General features: G+C 67.6%; 16 protein-coding genes. 11 read left to right on the forward strand and 5 right to left on the reverse strand.

The annotated features are described in order from the left end of the window. Positions 1-56 precede the first annotated feature (56 nt). Genes IEY95_RS46015 through IEY95_RS46030 form a run of 4 tightly spaced genes read right to left on the reverse strand, consistent with a single transcriptional unit; the run spans position 57 to position 3,971 of the window. The gene (locus tag IEY95_RS46015; RefSeq protein WP_189192290.1) at positions 57-1,178 is read right to left on the reverse strand and encodes an ABC transporter ATP-binding protein; all 1,122 of its coding nucleotides are present in this window, start codon (positions 1,176-1,178) and stop codon (positions 57-59) included. A 3-nt stretch (positions 1,179-1,181) separates the two neighbouring features. Continuing rightward, positions 1,182-1,988, reverse strand: coding sequence for an ABC transporter permease (locus IEY95_RS46020; protein ID WP_189192291.1), 807 nt, complete (start codon positions 1,986-1,988; stop codon positions 1,182-1,184). Between the two features lie 10 nt (positions 1,989-1,998). After that, positions 1,999-2,886 (reverse strand): ABC transporter permease, encoded by an 888-nt coding sequence (locus IEY95_RS46025; protein WP_189192292.1) that lies wholly within the window; start codon positions 2,884-2,886, stop codon positions 1,999-2,001. After that, complete coding sequence (locus IEY95_RS46030) at positions 2,886-3,971, reverse strand: extracellular solute-binding protein (protein ID WP_189192293.1); 1,086 nt, start codon at positions 3,969-3,971, stop codon at positions 2,886-2,888. Before IEY95_RS46030 ends, IEY95_RS46025 begins: the two co-directional genes overlap by 1 nt. A gap of 774 nt (positions 3,972-4,745) precedes the next feature. Between IEY95_RS46030 and IEY95_RS46035 the strand changes: the two genes are divergently transcribed. Then, entirely contained in the window at positions 4,746-6,191 is a 1,446-nt protein-coding gene (locus IEY95_RS46035; RefSeq protein ID WP_189192294.1) for a gamma-aminobutyraldehyde dehydrogenase, read from the forward strand. A 175-nt stretch (positions 6,192-6,366) separates the two neighbouring features. On the opposite strand, the gene IEY95_RS46040 is transcribed toward IEY95_RS46035, so the two are convergent. Then, complete coding sequence (locus IEY95_RS46040) at positions 6,367-9,144, reverse strand: AAA family ATPase (protein ID WP_189192295.1); 2,778 nt, start codon at positions 9,142-9,144, stop codon at positions 6,367-6,369. A gap of 208 nt (positions 9,145-9,352) precedes the next feature. On the opposite strand from IEY95_RS46040, the gene IEY95_RS46045 reads away from it, so the two are divergent. From IEY95_RS46045 to IEY95_RS46090, 10 genes are all read left to right on the forward strand, one after another. Beyond that, on the forward strand, positions 9,353-10,105 hold the full coding sequence (locus IEY95_RS46045; protein WP_189192296.1) for a hypothetical protein: 753 nt from the start codon (positions 9,353-9,355) through the stop codon (positions 10,103-10,105). Positions 10,106-10,219: 114 nt separating this feature from the next. After that, a complete protein-coding gene (locus IEY95_RS46050; protein ID WP_189192297.1) occupies positions 10,220-10,894 on the forward strand; it encodes a hypothetical protein in 675 nt (224 codons plus the stop codon). Beyond that, positions 10,891-11,616 carry an AfsR/SARP family transcriptional regulator gene (locus tag IEY95_RS46055; protein WP_189192298.1) on the forward strand — a complete coding sequence of 242 codons (726 nt, stop codon included), beginning with the start codon at positions 10,891-10,893 and terminating at the stop codon, positions 11,614-11,616. Before IEY95_RS46050 ends, IEY95_RS46055 begins: the two co-directional genes overlap by 4 nt. Positions 11,617-11,691: 75 nt before the next feature. After that, positions 11,692-11,895, forward strand: coding sequence for a hypothetical protein (locus IEY95_RS46060; RefSeq protein ID WP_189192299.1), 204 nt, complete (start codon positions 11,692-11,694; stop codon positions 11,893-11,895). Positions 11,896-11,972: 77 nt separating this feature from the next. Next, a complete protein-coding gene (locus IEY95_RS46065) occupies positions 11,973-14,105 on the forward strand; it encodes an ATP-binding protein (protein WP_189192300.1) in 2,133 nt (710 codons plus the stop codon). 256 nt (positions 14,106-14,361) lie between these two features. Continuing rightward, positions 14,362-15,513, forward strand: a complete 1,152-nt coding sequence (locus IEY95_RS46070; RefSeq protein WP_189192301.1) for a DUF2380 domain-containing protein — start codon at positions 14,362-14,364, stop codon at positions 15,511-15,513. Positions 15,514-15,535: 22 nt separating this feature from the next. Further along, positions 15,536-16,384: a Pvc16 family protein gene (locus IEY95_RS46075; protein WP_189192302.1), complete on the forward strand. Its 849-nt coding sequence runs from the start codon at positions 15,536-15,538 to the stop codon at positions 16,382-16,384. Positions 16,385-16,412: 28 nt separating this feature from the next. Further along, positions 16,413-18,395: a phage tail sheath subtilisin-like domain-containing protein gene (locus tag IEY95_RS46080; protein WP_189192303.1), complete on the forward strand. Its 1,983-nt coding sequence runs from the start codon at positions 16,413-16,415 to the stop codon at positions 18,393-18,395. Positions 18,396-18,424: 29 nt separating this feature from the next. After that, positions 18,425-18,853, forward strand: coding sequence for a phage tail protein (locus IEY95_RS46085; protein ID WP_189192304.1), 429 nt, complete (start codon positions 18,425-18,427; stop codon positions 18,851-18,853). A gap of 3 nt (positions 18,854-18,856) precedes the next feature. Continuing rightward, positions 18,857-19,225, forward strand: coding sequence for a hypothetical protein (locus IEY95_RS46090; protein ID WP_373294684.1), 369 nt, complete (start codon positions 18,857-18,859; stop codon positions 19,223-19,225). Positions 19,226-19,240 lie beyond the last annotated feature (15 nt).

Raw genomic sequence — 19,240 nt, forward strand, 5'->3', positions numbered from 1 at the left:
GAGGGGTCCAAGTGACCCGCTGCAAGACCACCTCGAAGCGCCTGTCCCGGTAGTCCTCAGGGCTCCAGGACGAGCAGCTGCGCCTCCTCCGGGGACCAGCCGACGGTCACCTCACTGTCCAGGCCGCCCGTCGCGCGCGAGCCCGTGCCGAGTTCCCGCATGACCACGTCCTGGCCGCCCACGTGCAGCCGATGACGGATCGTGGCGCCGAGGCCGGTGGACGACAGCACCCGGCCGGAGCCGCGGTTCTCGCAGCGGTCGGCGTCGACGAACCGCAGATGTTCGGGGCGGATGGAGACCGCGTACGCGTCGCCCTTGGCCCCGCGGTCCCGAACCCGGCCCACTCCCCACGCACCGAGGTCGACAACGGCCTCGCCGTCCTTGCGTTCCAACACCGTGCAGGGCAGCAGATTGGTGTCGCCGAGGAAGTTGGCCACCCAGTCGGTACGTGGATGCGCGTACACGTCCTCGGGGGCGCCCTCCTGCACGATCCTGCCGTCACGCATGACCACGATCCTGTCGGACATGGACATGGCCTCGTCCTGGTCATGGGTGACGAACAGGACGGAGATACCGAGCGACTGCTGCAGGGTCTTGACCTCGTCCTGCATCTGCTCGCGCAGGCGCTTGTCCAGGGCGGCCATCGGCTCGTCCAGGAGAAGGGCCGCGGGGTTGAACACCAGGGCACGCGCGAGCGCGACGCGCTGCTGCTGGCCGCCGGACATCTGACGCGGACGACGGTCGCCGAGCCCGGCCAGACCGACGCGGGCGAGCGCCTCCTCCGCGCGCCCCCGCCGCTCGCCGCGCTGGACCCCTCGCATGCGCAGCGGGAACCCGACATTCTCGGCGGCGCTCATGTGCGGGAACAGGGCGTAACTCTGGAAGACGACGCCGAGGTTGCGGTCCTTGGGGGGCAGCCGGTCCACCGGTTCGCCGTCGATCAGCACGGTGCCGGAGGTGAGTTCCTCGAAGCCGGCGACCATCATCATCGTCGTGGTCTTGCCCGAACCGCTCGGCCCGAGCAAGGTGACGAACTCGCCGGGTTCGACCGACAGATCGAGATCGTCGACGGCGGCGATATTCCCGTACATCTTGCGGACGCCCCTCAGCTCGATGGCGCCACGCCGCTCCTCGTGGGGAGCCGAGGCGGACGTCTGCTGTGTGGTCGTGGTCGTCATGGATCACCCTGTCTGTTCGGGGGCGGTCAAGGGGAGCAGCCGGGCGACGGAGCGGCGGCGGATGGTGAAGCAGACCTGTACGAGCAGACCGAGCGTGGCGACGGTGACGAGCATCGCCGAGGACACGGCGATCTTCGGGGTCAGGTTGTACTGGATGTCGGTGAACATCTTCACCGGCAGCGTCGTCGCGTTCGGGGACTGCAGGAACAGCGCGATGACCGTCTCGTCGATGGACACCGAGAAGGCGAACAGGGCTCCCGCGACAAGCCCCGGCCGGATGACCGGGAGATAGACGAACCGCATGACGGAGAACGCTCCCGCGCCCAGACTGCTCGCCGAGCGGACCAGCGCCGGGTTCAGCCCGGCGAGGCTGGCCCGCACGGTGAGGAAGGCGTACGGCACGGCGAGCACGGCATGGGCGAGGCCGATCGGCAGGACCGTCCCCACCATGCCGACGGAGATGAAGAACTGGTAGAACGCCAGAGCCAGCACCACCGCGGGCACGATCATCGGTGCCAGCAGCAGGCCCGTGATCGCCGCCTTCCCGGGAAACGTACGCCCGTGCAGCGCCACCGCGGCCGTCCCGCCGAGCAGGACCGCGATGACCACCGCGACACCGGCCGCCTGGAGGCTGGCGGACAGGGCCGACATCCACGCCTGGTCGCGGAAGAATCCTGTGACCGCCTCGGTGGACAACTGCTGGGGCGGAAAGGTGATGTAGCGGCTGCCGGTGAAGGCCACGGGCAGCACGATCAGCGTCGGTACGACCAGGAAGACGAAGACCGGCACCGAGGCGATCAGCGAGGACACATGTCGAGGTCTAGCCGGCCTCATATTCGCCTCCTGCACGAAGGATCCGCTGGTATATCGCGACGAGCACGCTGACGATGACGGTCAGCAGCAGCGCGAGCGCCGACGCACCGGCGAAATCGGTCAACTGCCGTGCGTAGAAATCGATCTGATTGGCGATCATCATGTCGCCGGGACCACCGAGGACGACGGGCGTGATGAAGAATCCGGTGCTGATGATGAAAACCAGCAGACCGGCAGCGGAGACGCCCGGCACGGTCAGAGGCAGGATGATCCGGCGGAAGATCGACGCCTCACCCGCACCCAGCGACCGGGCCGCCAGTTCGAGCCGGTCGTCGATCGCGGCAAGGGCCGCGAAGATCGGGAAGACGGCGTACGGCAGCAGATAGTGCACCATGCCGAGCACCACGGCGAAACGGTCGTGGAGCAGTGCCAGCGGGGCGTCGGTGACACCGAGCCCCTGCAGCGCGGTGTTCACCAGGCCGTTGTCCTGCAGCAGGACCGCCCAGGCGAAGTTCTTCACCAGGACGCCCGTCCAGAAGGGCAGCAGCACCAGAGCGAAGAGAATGACCCGTGCCAGCGGCCCGCGCCGCCAGATCACCACGGCCAGCAGGTAGCCGAGCACGACCGTGGCGAGCGTCGACAGCGCGCTGATCTCAAAGGTGTTGAGCAGCGACCGCGACACCAGCGGGTCCTTCAGCACGCGTTGGTAGGCGTGGTCGTGAGTGCTCGCCGCGACGAGTTTGCCGAGAGGCGTCAGGAAGAGTACGGCGTCGAAGGCGAGTACGGGTGCCAGCAGCAGCAACCACGTGCCGCGCGGGCGCCGCCGCCGCCGCGGCGCGCCGGCACCGGCGGAAGCGGAGGCGGTCGCCGCGGCAGGCGTGACGGTGGACGTCATCAGTTGCCCGCCTGCCACAGCTTGAAGCGCTGCTCGGTCGCCTTGAGGTTCTTGGCCCACCAGGCGTCGTCGCGTACCAGGATGGAGTCCGCCAGCTTGGGGCTGGTGGGCAGCGAATCGGCCACCGAGGAGGGCAGCTTGGCCAGGGCCGGGGTGTTGGCCAGGGTGAGGTTCGTGGTCTGGATGAAGTCGGCGCCGGCCGCGGCGTCGTTGCTCATGAAGTCCAGGAGCCGGAAGGCCGCCTCCTTGTTCCTGGCGCCCCTGGGGACCACGAAGTAGTCGCCCGCGACGACACTGTTGGTCGCGGTGAAGTTGAGCCTTGCCCCGTCCTTGCGGGCGGCGCTGATCCGGTTGTTGAAGCTTGTCGAGAGCGCGACCTCGCCCGAGGTCAGCTGCTGGATCGGCTCCTGATTGGCCGTGTGGTAGATCAGTCCGTCGCGCCCGGGGTGCTGGGCCAGGTACTTCAGGGCGGCATCGACGTCGAGGGGGTAGATCTTGTCGAACGGCACGCCCGCCGCGAGTCGTGCCGCCTCCAGGATCGAGCTGTCGGACAACTGCGCGTAGACGGATCGCTTGCCCTTGTAGCGCCCCTGGTCCAGGAACTGCTCCCAATTCTTGGGCGCTTGCTCATCGGGGATGTGCTTTTGGTCCCAGGCCATCACGAAAAGGAAGCTCAGATATTTGATGCCGTAGTCGGCCTTCGCGTACGACGGCAGCCCCTTGTCGTTGATGACGCCGTAGTCCAGCTTCTCCAACAGCCCCTCATCGACGGCCTGGAGGTATTCCGGTGCCGTCAACTCCACCAGATCCCACTGGACATCGCCGGACTGCACCTGGGCCTTGAGTCCGGCGAGGCTGGTGTTGGCCAGCAGCGACGGACGCACACCCGACTTCTTCTCGAACGGCTTGAGCAGGGTCTTCGTCAACTGGTCGTTGTACGAGCCGCCGTACGAGGTGACGGTCACCGTGGTGTTCGGCTTGGCCGACGGGGTCGACTTGGTGCTGCACGCGGTGAGTAGACTCCCCGCCAGAGGTGCCGCGAGCGCGGAGGCTCCGGCCGCCCGCAGGATCGACCGGCGGCTCACGCTTCTGTGTGACTGCTCGTTCATTGTGGCCATGCCTTTCTTGGAAAACGACGTGGAACACGACGGCCCCGCGTTTCGGAGCGCACCGATGACAGGTGCGGGGCGCGGTGAATACGGGCGTGCGGCAGGGATCGCCAGAGGGGCAAACAGGTGAATCTGCGATCTGCGTCATGAACGATCAGGTCGAAAGGTGACCTGAGGAGCCAATGGCCGTCGCCAACGGCCATGACATTCCGGAACTCGTTCGCATCCGCGATCACTATCAGGCGATCCGCGGAAAAAGGAACGATCCGGTACACGCGGTCTGCCTCAGCCCGGCGACCGCGTGGCGCAACAGTAGGGACATGTCCTCTGCGCGTCAATGAGTGATTTCCCAGCGGGTGCGCCCATGTCCAGGAGACAGATGTCGCCTCGTCCTACCCGGACGGCATCAACCCTCGCGGGTGTGCAGATCATCCATACGGTTTCGGGACTATGGATGAATCCACCACTTCTTGGCTGTTCGGGTGGCGGATAGCGTCACTGGCCTGGAACGGAGACCGGGCCTGGTCAGGTCGTCCGTGCCTCAGCTGCTGTACCTCAGGCATGGCCCGTCGGCGCGGATTCGCCAACTCTGCGCCGTTCGGGTCGGCCCTCTTACTCGGCACGACCGGAACGCAATTCCACAGCCGCCCTCCACCCCTGGGGCGCTGCGTCATCGCCATCCTCAAGCCGGCCTCCCAGCAGATCTCCTGTATCCCTACGACTCTCAAGCCACAAGGAGCACGGAACGTCGTGAGCGAAATCCTTACGCTGCGCAATTTCATCGACGGCGAATTCGTCGACGCGAAGGACGGTCGCACGCTGCCGGTCGTCGACCCCACCACCGGTGAGGTGTACGCGAGTTCACCGCTCTCGGGGGCGGCGGACGTGGACGCGGCGATGGCAGCCGCGGCGGCGGCCTTTCCTGTGTGGCGCGACTCCACGCCCAGCACCCGGCAGAAGCTGCTCCTGAAGATCGCGGACGCCGTTGAGGCACGCGCTGAGGAGCTGGTCGAGGCGGAGTGCCGCGACACCGGCAAGCCCCGCGCCGTGACCAGGACCGAAGAGATCGTCCCCATGGTCGACCAGCTGCGCTTCTTCGCGGGCGCCGCACGCCTGCTGGAGGGCAAGGCGGCGGGGGAGTACGCGGAGGGCCTGACCTCCATCATCCGGCGGGAGCCGATCGGTGTGTGCGCGCAGGTCGCGCCCTGGAACTACCCGATGATGACGGCTGTGTGGAAGTTCGCACCGGCCGTCGCCGCGGGCAACACCGTGGTCCTCAAGCCGTCGGACACCACCCCCGCGTCCACGGTGCTGCTCGCCGGGATCATCGGTGGCGTGCTGAAGGAGCTGGATCTGCCTGCCGGTGTGCTCAATGTCGTGTGCGGTGACCGGACCACAGGCCAGCTCATGGTCGAGCACCCGGTTCCGGCCATGGCCGCCATCACCGGTTCCGTACGTGCCGGCATCCAAGTCGCCGAGAGCGCCGCCAAGGACGTCAAGCGTGTCCACCTGGAGCTCGGCGGCAAGGCACCCGTGGTGGTCTTCGACGACGCGGACATCGAGCAGGCCGTCGAGGGCATCACGACGGCGGGCTTCTTCAACGCCGGCCAGGACTGCACCGCCGCCACCCGCATCCTCGTCCACGAGTCCATCCACGATGAGTTCGTCGCCGCACTGGCCAAGGCCGCAGCCGACGTGAAAACCGGTGGCATCGACGAGGAGGACGTCCTCTTCGGCCCACTCAACAACGTCAACCAACTCGCCCAGGTGAGCGGCTTCGTCGACCGGCTCCCTTCACACGCCAAGGTCGAGGCGGGTGGGCACCGCGTCGGCGAGACCGGCTACTTCTACGCGCCGACCGTCGTCTCGGGCCTCGAGCAGGACGACGAGATCATCCAGAACGAGGTCTTCGGCCCGGTCATCACAGTCCAGTCCTTCTCGGACGAGGACCAGGCAGTGGAGTGGGCCAACGGCGTCGACTACGCCCTCGCCTCCTCGGTCTGGACGAAGGACCACGCCCGCGCGATGCGCATGTCCAAGCGCCTCGACTTCGGCTGCGTGTGGATCAACACCCACATGATCCTGGTGGCCGAAATGCCACACGGCGGCTACAAGAAGTCCGGCTACGGCAAGGACCTGTCGGCGTACGGCTTCGAGGACTACACACGGATCAAGCACGTCATGACGTCGCTGTGAGGTGCCTGGTCCGGGATGTCCGACCTGCCGGTGGTCTACCACGCGCCTGGTGAAACCCGCCGGCCGCCCGCGTCTTCGTGGGACAGGTTTGCCGGATGATCGGGCGCGGGCGCGCCGTCCAGCTGGTCGAAGCGGTCGTCATCGTGGTAACCGGTCCGTGACGTTGTGTATCGCATCAGTCGACGAGGTCCGCCCGCGCCAGATAGCGGGCCAGTTCGGAGCGTGAGCGGATACCGAGCTTGCGGTACACGCGGGTGAGGTGGGCCTCGACCGTTTTGCGGGACACGAACAGGGCCGTGGCGGCCTCGACGTTGCTGAGACCCTCTCCGATGGCACGGGCCACTTGGAGTTCTTGCGCCGTCAGGAGGTCCACCCGTGGCGGCTGGGCGGCGCCGGGTACGGGGCGTCGGCCGGCCGCGGCGAGTTCCGAAGCGGCCCTGGCTGCCCAGGTGGCGGCGCCGAGTGCCGTGAAGGTCCGGTGGGCGGCCTGAAGGGGATCGCGGGCCGCCGCCGGGCGTCGCAGGCGGCGCAGGGTCTCGCCGCACACCAGCCGGGTGCGGGCCAGCTCGTAGGGCATCGCGCGCCGGGAGTGCGCCCGCTCCGCCTCGGCCAGCCATTGCTGCACGGTGTCGGCGGACTCGGCGAGCATGGCCCGGCACCGGGCGTAGGCGGCCGCGGGCCAGGCCAGCCCGGTGGATTGCGCACGTTCGCGCAGCCAGAGGGTGATCTCCATGGCCCGCTTCCGGTTCCCGGTGCGGCTGTGCGCCTCCGCCAAATCCGCGACGAACGGCATCAAGTTGGGGTTGCCCAACCCCATCTCCGCCGCCGCAGCGAACGCCCGCTCCAGATGCGAGAGGCACGGCCCCGGGTCCCCGGAGGCCAGGGCCGCGGAGCCCAGCGCGGACTCCGCGAAGATCTCCAGGCCGGGGATGCCTTCACCGCAGTGTTCCTCGTAGTACGCGATACGTTCCTCGCAGGCGGCCCGTTCCCCGCGCAGTCCCTCCAACCGTGCCAGCGACGTCAGCGCGTACCCGGTCATCGCGTTGTGCCCGAACTCCTGCCCCCAGCGCAGGGCCTCGGCTGCGTCCGCCCGGGCCGCCGCCCACCGGCCCCACGACTCCGTCTCGCAGCGTCCCACCAGAGCGAAAGGCAGCAGAGCGGGGACACCGTCGCGCCGGGCCCGGTCGATCACCGTGCCGAACACCTCGCGGGCCGCGTCCTCCTCGTCCACCCAGGAGAGCGCCTGGCCGATCAGGACCGCCAACTGCCGTTCCTCCAGTGCCCAGTTCCCGTGCAGGGCCGCTCGGGCGTCGAGCACCAGCCGGCGACTCTCCCCTACCTGCCCGGTCAACGCCTGCGTGTTGCCCCGCAGCACCCTGGCCAGTTGTAGCTCCGGCCCTGTGGCCAGTGTGTCGGCCAGTTCACCGCAGCGGGCCGCGGTGTCGGCCGCCCAGCCGATGTTGCCGCCCATAGCCGCCGGCATGACGGCCGCGCCGTACAGCGCACAGGCCCACGCCGGATCCACCCCCTCGGCCGCCGCGGCCGCAGCGACCAGCAGCCGGTGCGCTCCGGCCGGATCGCCGACCCAGCTGCGTGCCTGTCCGCGGAGCAGTTCGATGCCGGCGGTGAGCGCCGGTTCGGCACTGTGGCGCAGTGCCTCTTCGCACCACTGGGCGGCATCGGCTGTAGCGCCGCTGTAGAAAGCGTCCTGGGCGGCGTTGAGCAGGCGGACGGCTTTGTCCGATGCCTTGGGGGACAGTTCGGCCGCCCGGTGCCAGGCCCGGGCCGAGGTTCCGAGTGCCCCGCGCCGCCGTGCTTGTACAGCCCCGTCGGCGAGTGCCGCGGCCACTGTCTCGTCCGGTCCGGGCGCCGCACTGGCGAGGTACCAGGTGCGCAGCTCTCCGGACGACAGATCCGCGAGTACCCGGTACGCGCGCAGGCGCTGAGCGACCGGACAGTGCGCCAGCACCAGCGGGCGCAGGATGGGATGCCGCAGTTCGTAGCCCTCGTGCCCAGCACGGACCAGGCCCGCCTCCTCGGCAGCCGTCAGAGAGCTCAGCGACAGACCTACGGCATCGAGCGCCCGCTCTAGCACGGCGTACTTCGGGGAACGGCACAGCGCGACGTACACCAGTGCGTCGCGCGTTCCCGGGGCCAGCGCCCGCATCCGGCCCCACCAGGCTCGCTCCACCAGTGGCCCGGGGATCTCCCACTCCTGCTCCGCCAGACCGTCGCCCCGCGCCCTGGCTTGCGCCAGCGCGTCCGCGTACTCCACCAGGACCAGCGGGTTCCCCATACTCAGCGGGATCAGCCGGGCGGCCGCAGCCTCCGCCGGATCCAGTCCGCGCCGCCGCAGCAGCTGCCGGCATTCGTTGCCGTCCAACGGGGCGAGCACTACGTGAGGCACGCCGTCCCACATGCCGTCCTCGCCGCCCTCCGTCCGTACGGCCATCACGAGAGCCACCCGCTCGGTGGACAGCCGCCGTGCGACGAACTGCAGTACGCGCCGGGACGAGGGATCCACCCAGTGCAGGTCGTCGATCAGCACCACCAGCGGCTCGGCTTCGCCCGCCGCCGCCAGCACGCCCAGCGCTCCGGCGCACACGGCGTACGGATTCGGGTCGGCGACGTCCGCCAGCGCGAGACACCCTTCCAACGCCCTGCACTGGGCGATCGGCACCTCGGCGAAGTACTTGCGCAGCGGCAGCAGCAGATCGGCGAGGACTGTGTACGGAAGAACCGCTTCCGACTCGATCCCGCGGGCTCGCAGTACGCGAGCACCGGCGCGCCCCGCGGCATAGTCGAGCAGCGTGCTCTTCCCGATCCCCGGATCACCGCGCAGCAGCAGCGCCGCGCCCCGGTCGGGCAGCGAGTCCAACAGCCCGTGGAGCAGGTCGCACTCACGGCCGCGGCCGATGGGCTCTTCCCCGTCCTGCCATGCCGACTCGTCCATCACGCCCCCGTGCCCCCGAGTAGTGACGAATTCCGCCCCGCTGCACCAGGGTGCTCGACACGAGGTGATCGCCGAGGGCACTTCGCCCTTTGGCGCGAATTTCTGTTGGACCGTCAGATTCTGCTGAGATATAGGGAGTTCCCTGTTGCGGTGCGGGCCGTCGAAGCGCTGGGCTGCCTGGAGGAGTGCGCTCTTTGGGAGGCACGCAGTGGTTGGTCGTGACCGGCTCGACGCCGTCGTACTGAAGGTGACGCTGTCACCGGCCCAGGCCCTCGCCGCAGGAGTGTGGGAGGAGGATGCGGCAGAGGACCTGACTGGCCGCATATGGTTCTGCGAGCGCTCCGACGCCTCTCCCCACCGGCTGCCTTTGCTGGAAGCCGGGGTGATCCTCCGCTTGCGCGAGACACCACACCGTCGCGACGACACCGTCGCGGAACTCTGTCCGTGCCGACGCTCACGTATCGCCGGACAACGACCCACCCGCATCGAGGCGGAATGGCGGGGCGAGCGGCGGGTGCTCTCCGCCGTGATGGCCGCCTCTCACCGGGAAGGCACCGTCGCCGGCGCGCTCGCCCGACGCGACCCACTGCATGGGCTGTTCACCGATGCTCAGCGAGCCTTCCTCGACGAGTGCGCCGACTGCCCGCAGAACTTCGACGCGCTCAGGGTCCTCGGACCGGTCGTGGTACGGAGCCGGCCCCAGCTCACCTGGTCCACCACAGAATTGGCAGTGGAACGGTGGCAGATCCCCGGTGCGAAAGGCGCCTCCCTGGACTTTGTCGAACTCTCCCGTCGCGTCGACCGGCCAGGCGCCGAGATCGCCCAACTCGCCCTGGAAAGTGCGCTGCGCCGCCGCGGAGTCGACCCCTGGGAGTACGAGACGGGTACGGACACCCGCCGTGTCCTTGCGCTCCTCGCCGGACGCGATGGGCTCCCGGGCCGCCCCAACCCGGAGTTGTAGGGCGTTCCCCGATGCGTCCGGCCGCGCCGGAGTGCTGCGCTGGGAACCGCTGGTGACATCGAGTGAGGGGGCATCACTGATGAGCGACTCAAGGCCCGCGTGGGTGGCCAAGCCATGAGCATCGGCACCGTCATGGGCCGACTTCTCCCACACCGCCGACGAGCCGACGCCTGCGGAGCGCCGACTCCCGCGGTCCTGAACCGGCAGCCGACGGGTGCCGACGCCACACCTGAGCAAGAGAAGGCCGTGTATCAGGAGATCTGCGTGAGCTATCGCGCGATCGACGACTTCCGCGCCAAGCTCCTGAGTCTCCTTCCTGTGGTGTCAGGAGTGGGCGTGGGTCTGCTGCTCGGAAAGGATCCCGGCGATCCGGAACCGATCTGGTTGCCGGTCGGGGTCTTCGGCTCGGTGGTGACGCTGGGGCTGTTCGCCTATGAGCTGTACGGCATCCGGAAATGCGGCGGCCTCATCGCCGCGGGCCGACGGATCGAGTTGACCTGGAACTTCCCCGGGCAGTTCGACGGACGCCCGCATGCACTCGGCGGCCTGATCAACGAACCGTTCGCCGCGGCCCTGGTGTACCCGGCCGTCCTGGCAGGCTGGGCGTATCTGGCGCTGGCCGGCTGGTCCGAGCGCGGGGCCGTCATCGTCGTGGCCGTACTCTTCGGCGCCCTCTTCTTGCCGGGCTCCCTGCTGTGCATCCGTATGCACCTGCGTGACATGAGGGAACGCGAAGCCGAGGCTGCCCGGCGCAGTGCCGCCGATCCCGCTTCGGGGGGTGCACCGTGACCGCTGCCGATGGTTCCACTCGGCTGCGTCTGCTCGACCGCTTCGAGCTCTCGTACGGCGGTGAAGCGGTCGACGTTGCCGTGGGTGGCCAGCGGGTGCTGGCCTTCCTCGGACTGCGGAACCATGCCACCCGCACCGTACTCGCCGGGACCCTGTGGCCGGACGTCACCGAGGAGCGCGCTCAGGGAAGCCTCCGTACGGCACTGTGGCGGTTGCGTCGTGGGCCTCGACACCTCGTCGAGTGCAGTCACGACACCCTGTCGATCACGGACCGCGTCAGCATCGATGTGCACGGCCTGACCACGACCGCGCTGGGGCTGGTGTCCTCACCCGCGGCAGGCGGCGAGGACCTGGCGCTCGGACGCCTTCGCAGCGGTGATCTGCTGCCGGGCTGGGACGAGGACTGGGTGATGTTCGAACGCGAGAGACTACGTCAGTTGCGACTGCACGCGCTCGACACGCTGGCCGCACAGCTCGTCGCACAAGGCCGCCACGCGCTCGCCCTGGAGGCGGCGCTGGAGAGCATACGGATCGAGCCGCTGCGCGAGAGCGCACACCGAGCGGTCGTGTCGGTCCACCTCGCGGAACGCAACGTGGCGGAGGCCGTCCGGCATTTCGAGGCCTTTCAGCGGCTCCTTCACGAGGAACTGGGTGTCCGGCCATCCCCCCGATTCGCATCAATGCTGTCGGACCTCCCCGCCACTCAACGGCTTTCCCCGTGACCGGCCGCTGACGCCGTGGTGACGCGCCCGCGGGAGAGTGGAGCATCCGCAGGCGCCCCCGATGAACGGATCGCCATGGATGAGGTCCCAGCGCCGCCCAGCGCGATCCTCCTGATCTCCGTGTGGTGGGAGCCCGGTCCGCCTGCTGTGCGGGCCCGCATCATCCGGACCCTGGACGCGCGCGAACCGAGCGACGAGATCCTGCTGATGGCCGGTCGGCAGGCGGTCCTGGCTGCCGTCGAGGACTGGCTGAACTCATGGGAGGAGTCTCACCGTTGACGGGCGCGTGATGGGCGGGTGACGGCGTCCTCCTAGCGTCCGCCGTAGCCCGTTCCGTGTGAGGGGGAGGGGGAACGATGGAGAGCGCGTATCCGAAAGACCTGGGCCACGCCTTGGGCCGGCTGGACAGCCTGCTGCGTGACACGGTGGCGCGGGTGCTGGCCGCCTATGGCTCCGCGACGGCCGACGACCCCTTCCGCGGCTTGTACATCAGCCGAGGCGACATCACTCGGCTGCTCGACAACTGGGATGCGCACCCGGTCTTCACCGCCTCGAACCGCCCCGGGGCTCCCGCTCTGCTCGACGGCCTGAGCCAGGACTCGCGGCTTCGCCGCTTCGCCCGCGCATTCGGTCTCGGCGAGGTGGACCTCTGGCTGGTCGTCATCGCCCTCGCACCCGAAGTCGATCTGCGCTACGAGCGCTTGTACGCCTTCCTCCAGGATGATGTCTCCCGGCGGCGTCCCAGCGTCGACCTGGCGCTCACGCTGTTGTCCGCGACCCCCGCCGAGAAGCTCGCCCGCCGGGCGCACCTCGTCGGCGACGCTCCGCTCGTACGACATGGTCTGATCGCACTCCCCTCGGAGGCGCAGAGCATCAGGTGGCCACTCCCCGCCTGCTCGCTGGTGCTGGACAGTGCCGTCGTACAGCATCTGCTCGGACGAGATGAACTCACCGCGGATGCGGGGGACTTCACCGAGCTGCTGCGGGGCGAAGACGCCGAAGCCCTGCCGCCCGAGGTGATGCCGGCTGCGGTGAGACTGCTCCCACAGCTGATCTCCGAGGCGTGCGAGGTCGGGGCGGAGCCACTCCACCTGTACTTCTCCGGTCCGCCGAGCTCCGTCAAGAAGCGGACGGCGTTGGCGCTCGCCACGGAAGCCGGCCGCCCCGTCGTCGCCGTGGACCTGGAGACGGCGACGCGCGGCGACGAGGACTGGCCCCGAGCCGTTCTGCGGGAGGCGTCGCTGCGGGGGGCGATTGTGTATGCGGAGCCGTACGGCGCCCTGCTCGGCGAGGAGGCCACGGCGCAGCGGCTCCTGTGGAACAGGACGTTGGCGGCGCATGGGGGTGTTTCGATCATCTCCGGTACGTCCGGGGCTCTTCCTCCGGGGTTCGATGCCGCGCGGATCGTCCCCGTGGACTTCCCGCTCCCGGAGGCGCCTGACCGGCGCGCGTACTGGAACCGGTGCCTGGATCGGTCCGGTGTGCGTCTGTCCGCACCAGGGCTGGACGTCCTGGCCGGCCGCTACCGCCTGACGTACGACCAGATCGAATCCGCCACCACCCTGGCCACCACCCGGGTCCACTGGCTGAACGGCCCCGACTCCGCACCCTCGCTCACCGATCTGTCCACCGCCGCCCGCGCACAGTCCGACCCGGCGCTGGGGGAACTGGCCCATGCGATCGAGCCCGTGCACGGCTGGTCGGATCTGGTCCTGCCCGAGGACACGATCCGGCTTCTCGACGAGCTGTGCCGGCAGGTGGAGTGCCGCCAACGAGTGCTTCACGACTGGGGATTCGGGCGCCGACTCTCACTCGGCCGGGGCACAGCCGCACTGTTCGCCGGGCCCTCGGGAACAGGCAAGACGACGGCAGCGGAGATCATCGCGGCCGAACTGGGCCTCGGCCTGTACAAGATCGACCTGGCCGGTGTGGTCAGCAAGTACATCGGCGAGACGGAGAAGAACCTGCAGCGGATCTTCGCCGCGGCCGAGAACGCCAACGCCGTTCTCTTCTTCGACGAGGCGGACGCGCTGTTCGGCAAGCGCTCCGAGGTCCGCGACTCGCACGACCGGTACGCCAACATCGAGATCGCCTATCTCCTGCAGCGGATGGAGAGTTACGAGGGTGTGGCCATCCTCGCCACCAACCTCCGCCAGAACATGGACGAGGCGTTCGTGCGCCGCCTGCAGTTCGTCGTCGAATTCCCCTTCCCGGACGAGGAGCAGCGCGCCGACATCTGGCGCCTCCACTTCCCGCCCGAGGCCCCGCACGACGAGGCCCTCGACCTCCCTCTGCTGGCCCGGCAGTTCCGCATGACGGGCGGTTCCATAAAGAACGCGGTGCTGGCCGCGGCGTACCTGGCGGCCGCCGACGACCGTCCCATCGGCATGGGGGACCTGCTGCATGCGACGGCACGCGAGCATGCGAAGGCGGGGCGGGTGCTGGTGGGGGAGGACTTCGCGGCGTTCGAGGAGCGTTGCCATGGGTGAGCACAAGCGGACGCGGATCTCACCACCTGCTCTGCGGAGTCGGTCGGCGTCACCGTCTCCCGCCTCCAGTGGCGGAGGGCTGGCCAAAACTCTCAAACCTGCGGGAAATCAAGCACTCGCTGACGCGATCCTTCAGGCCCAACGCGCTCAGACGGGCCTACGCGGTCCCACGCCCGAGGAAGAGGCCGACCTTGAACGCAGGATCGCACCCATGCAAGTGGGGAGGCGAGGCCCATATGGCCAGTACGGCGTGGGCATGGCGCTCCCAGTCCTCTCCCAGACGGCGCGCCCGTTGCTGCCCATTTACGATGCGGTCTCCGCATTCGTGGAGACCGTCTCCGAGTCGGAGTTCGTACAAACCGTCGGTGGTGGCCTCAAGGGAGAGTTCAATGAGGACCCGACCATCGGAGAGATCACGGTAGACACCGTGGTGAGCCTGATCCCAGTTCTGGATCAGCTGTCCGACGCGCGTGACCTCACCGCACACATGTACTTCATGATCGGCGAACGGCAATATGACCGACCCATGCGATGGGTCGGATTGGCATTCTCGCTGATCGGCGTCATCCCGGAGGTCGGTAGCGCTATCAAGCAGGGGAGCAAGTACCTGATCCACGGTGCGGGCGCAGCCGCAGCCAAGCTCAATGAATTAATTAGATTGATGAAAGTGGTCGATCCCGTGCTGGATGGCCTGAAGGGAATTAGAGGATTACTGTCGAGGAATTGGGGGCGCTGGACGGCCACGGCGCTCATCAAGCTGCAGGGATGGCTGGCCGTAGCTGCCTCTGTGATCCGCTCGGCCCCTCAATGGCTCATCAAGAGGAGGAATGAATTCCTTGATGCAGTAGCCGAGATCGGAAAGATGGCTCCGGTCGCTCTCCGCGAAGCTTTCTCGCGGATCAAGCAGAAGATTGACGATACCCTCGATGAGCTCATACCTCACCACGATCTCGCTCTACCTGGCGGCGGCAGGCTGTCCGGTATGGATCCCGCTATGCCCGCGACCACAATGAGGCGCAGCACAACAGAGGAGATCCTGGCCAGTCATGCAGAAGATACTGGGGCGCTCCACTATACCGGAAAGGACTCGTCAGGAATTCGGGCACTAGGGGAATCTGGAGTCGCGGAGCGGACGGCGCGTGCGGCGTATGAATATCACCATCTGCTGGTCCAGGAACTTAGAAAATGGTTCAGTGAAAGAGGAATCAAAAATATCGACGACTACACCGTCAGGCTCAGCTCCGACGAACACCGGTGGATCCATAATGAATACCACTGGAATGAAATTTGGAAGGATTTCAAGAAGGCGAACCCCAAGGCCTCAGTCAAGGCTATAGAGGCTCAGCTTGAAACCATGATGAAAAAGTATGGAATCGATGGGCTGGAAATCGTCGAGTACCCCTGGTAGCCAATTGAGATGTGGCGGCATCATGTTCCACGACCTGGACAGCACACTAACCCGACTGCTGCACGACGCCCCCGCAGCCGAGCTGCCTGAACTCCGCGCCGCGGACGTGAGCTTCGAGACGCCGGACCGGGCCTTCGGGCCCGCGAACGCGACCGTGGATCTGTTCCTGTACGAGGTGTGGGAGAACCGCGAGATACGGGATCCCGTTCCCGTTGTCGAGCGGGTCGGTAACACCTTTGTGCGCAGTCGTCCGCCGCTGCGCGCCGACTGCTCGTACATCGTCACCACTTGGGCATCCGGGGCCATCGGGGCCGCTCGGGTCGCCGCCGAACATCAGCTGCTGGGGCAGGCGTTGGGGTGGGTCAGCCGGTTCCCGCGCATCCCGGAGGCGTATCTGCAGGGGGTGCTCGCGAGTCCGCGGCGCGTGTATCCGTTGCCCACGATGATCGCCCAGCTCGACCCGAACCAGCATGCCGGCGACTTCTGGGCGGCGATGGGGATCGCGCCGCGGCCCGCCTTCTATCTCACCGTCACGACCGAGCTGCCGGTGGGCTTCCCCGTCGAGGGGCCGCTTGTGACGACCGCGGTCGTCAACTACCAGCAGGACACGGATGCCGGCACGCGCGAGACGCTCGTCGACTTCGGCGGCACGGTGCGCACCGCCGCCGGGGATCCGGTGGCAGGGGCGTGGGTGCGGCTGGACCCGATCGGGCGGACTGAGACGAGCGACGCCGACGGCCGCTTCACGTTCACCCGGGTTGTTCCGGCGCCCGGGTTCACCCTACGGGCGCGCGCGTTGGGCCTCGGTGACGTCAGGCGGGACGTCGATGTTCCGCAGCAGAGCGGTGAGTTCGACCTTCAGTTCGCCTGAGCCCGCTGTCAGAAGAGGAGCAGCACCAATGGCCGTAAGCCCTACATATCCCGGGGTGTACATCGACGAATTCACTCCGGCTCCCCCGATACAGGGGGTCGGTACCTCGACCGCTGCCTTCGTCGGCCGCGCCGTCCGGGGTGTCCTGACTACTCCTGTGCAGATCACTCGCTGGGAGCAGTTCGTCGCCGAGTTCGGCTCCGAACCCCGGCCCGGTACGTATCTCTGGTATGCAGTGCGCGGTTTCTTCGAGAACGGCGGACAGACCTGCTACGTGGTCCGGGCCGGCAACGCAATCCAGGCGCAGGCGTCCTGCAACAACAAGGACGGGGATCGGGTGTTGCGCTTCAAAGCTCGTGTCGCCGGGAATCCCCATCCGCAGATCACGGTAGAGATAGACGAGGCTCACCTCGTTGCCGGCGCGGAACTCTACCGCCCGTCCGCGGCCTACACGGTGACCGCCGCCCGAGTCCTCACCCTGGGCAGCGCCGCCGAGGCCCAACGGTTCCGGGCCGGAGACTGGATCAGTCTGGGGAACGCCGAAGACCCGCGTCTGCAGATCGCTGCACCTGAGGGTGCCGTCCTTCGCACCACGAGCGACATCACCACCGTACTGGGTAGCCTCGGCACCCTTCGGCTCGCCGACACGGTCGCAGGTACCCAGATCGTACGCATTGCCTCCGCGGCGCCGTTGGCCGCCGGAGCCCTCGTGCCAGGGACGGTGCTGTCCTTCACGCAGGGCGCGGGAGGAGCAGCAGTCACCGAGACCGCGGTCGTCCAGTCCGTGGATCCCGAGGGGCAGCCCGATGCGGGCGTGGCCCGGTGGACTTACCGCGTCATCCTCCGGCAGGGCCTGACCGAGACGTTCGAACTCGACCCTGGCGATCCTCCCGGGCCGACGGCGGTCGAGTCCCAGGAGTTCACGGTCACCGTCCACCAAGTGAAGGACGCCAAGTACGCGGATCTCGCTACCGATCCGGCCCACCCCCGGTACTTCCTCCCGTTCATCAACGGTGCCGCCGAACCGGAGGACGTCGCCGCCGTCGAAGCTGTCGGGGTGCTTCCACCGGATGTAGGTGTTCCGGCCTCCACGGCCGGGGCGCAGCCGCTCATCGGTGGTACCGACGAGACCGACGGGCCGCTCACGCCCGGCGAGTACACAACAGCACTGAACACGCTGCGCACCATCGACGACGTCAATCTCATCGCCGTACCCGACAGCACCGACACGCTCGTCCAAGGAGCGGTCAGGGCGCAATGCGAGCAATTGAAAGACCGCTTCGGGATCCTCGACTCCCAGCCCGGGCTGCTCCCCGAGCAAAACGGTCCACTGGCCGAGCAGCGCCGGTCACAAGATTCGAAGGATGGGTACACCGCCCTGTACTACCCATGGATCCAGGTCCCGGCGGCTTCCGGCGCGGGTTCGCTGCTGGTCCCGCCGTCAGGGCACGTCTGCGGGGCGATTGCACAAGTCGACGGCACCAGCGGAGTGTTCAAGTCACCGGCCAACGTCTTCCTCAATGGAACCAGCGACATTCAGCCCACCGGGAACATGACCAACCAAGAGCAGGGCCTCCTGAACGAGTTGGGGATCAACGTCATTCGCGTGTTCCAACGTGGCGGACGCCCCCGGATCTGGGGAGCCCGCACCACCGCCACCAACGTGAACTGGCGGTACATCAGCGTCCGGCGCCTGTTCCTCTTCCTGGAGGAGTCCATCCAGGAAGGCATCGAATGGGCGGTGTTCGAGCCCAACAACCTTGCGCTCTGGCAGCAGCTGAAGCGTGCGCTCCGTGCCTTCCTGTTCCAGCAGTGGCAGGACGGCGCACTGTTCGGCGAAACCGCGGATCGCGCCTTCTACGTGACGATCGACGAGACCAACAACTCCTCGGACGACCGGCGCAAAGGCCGAGTGAACGTCGATGTCGGTATGCGGCCCACCCGCCCGGCCGAGTTCATCGTCGTCCGCATCGGCATCTGGGACGGCGCAGCGGAAATCACCGAAGGCTGACCCGCAGCGGACCAGAAGGAGGAGATCCCATGCCGCGCGTGGACCCGTACCGGAACTACAACTTCTTCATCGAGATCGACGCACTGATCGTCGGGGGCTTCACCGAATGCACCGGGTTCGGAGCCAGCGTCGACCCCATCGAGTACCGCGAAGGGAGCGAAGCGCCGACAGCGCGAAAACTCCCCGGGATGACCAAGTACACGAACATCACGCTCAAGTGGGGTCTCACCGATTCCCGGGTCCTCTTCGACTGGTTCATGGGATTCACCCGGGGCGTCATCGACCGCAAGTCCGGCAGCATCGTGCAGGTCGATATCGACGGGGTCACCGAGAAGACCCGGTGGAACTTCTACGAGGCCTGGCCGGCCAAGTGGGACGGGCCCGACTTCAACGCCACTTCCAACGCCGTCGCCATCGAGACCCTCGAACTAGCCGTCGAGCGCATGGAGAGGGCCTGATCCGTGATGATCGCCACCGAGCACCCCTTCACGCTGCCCATCGGCTACCTCGACGACGAAGGCACGCTCCACCGCGAGGGTGTGATGCGCATGGCCACTGCGGGCGACGAGATCCTGCCGCTCAAGGACCATCGTGTGCAGGCCAATGAGGCGTACCTCATCGTCATTCTGCTGTCCCGGGTCATCACGCATCTGGGGACAGTTCCGAGCATCAATCCGAAGGTGATCGAGAACCTCTACGCCGGAGATCTGGCATTCCTGCAGGACTTCTACAACCAGGTCAACCGGACCGGTAACACCCGGCTCCACGCCTCCTGCCCGCGCTGCGAGCACGAATTCGACATGGAGTTGAGTGGAGTGGGGGGATCGTAGGCTACCGCCTCGTTT

The organism is Streptomyces albiflavescens (genome assembly GCF_014645835.1).
GTDB classification, from domain to species: domain Bacteria; phylum Actinomycetota; class Actinomycetes; order Streptomycetales; family Streptomycetaceae; genus Streptomyces; species Streptomyces albiflavescens.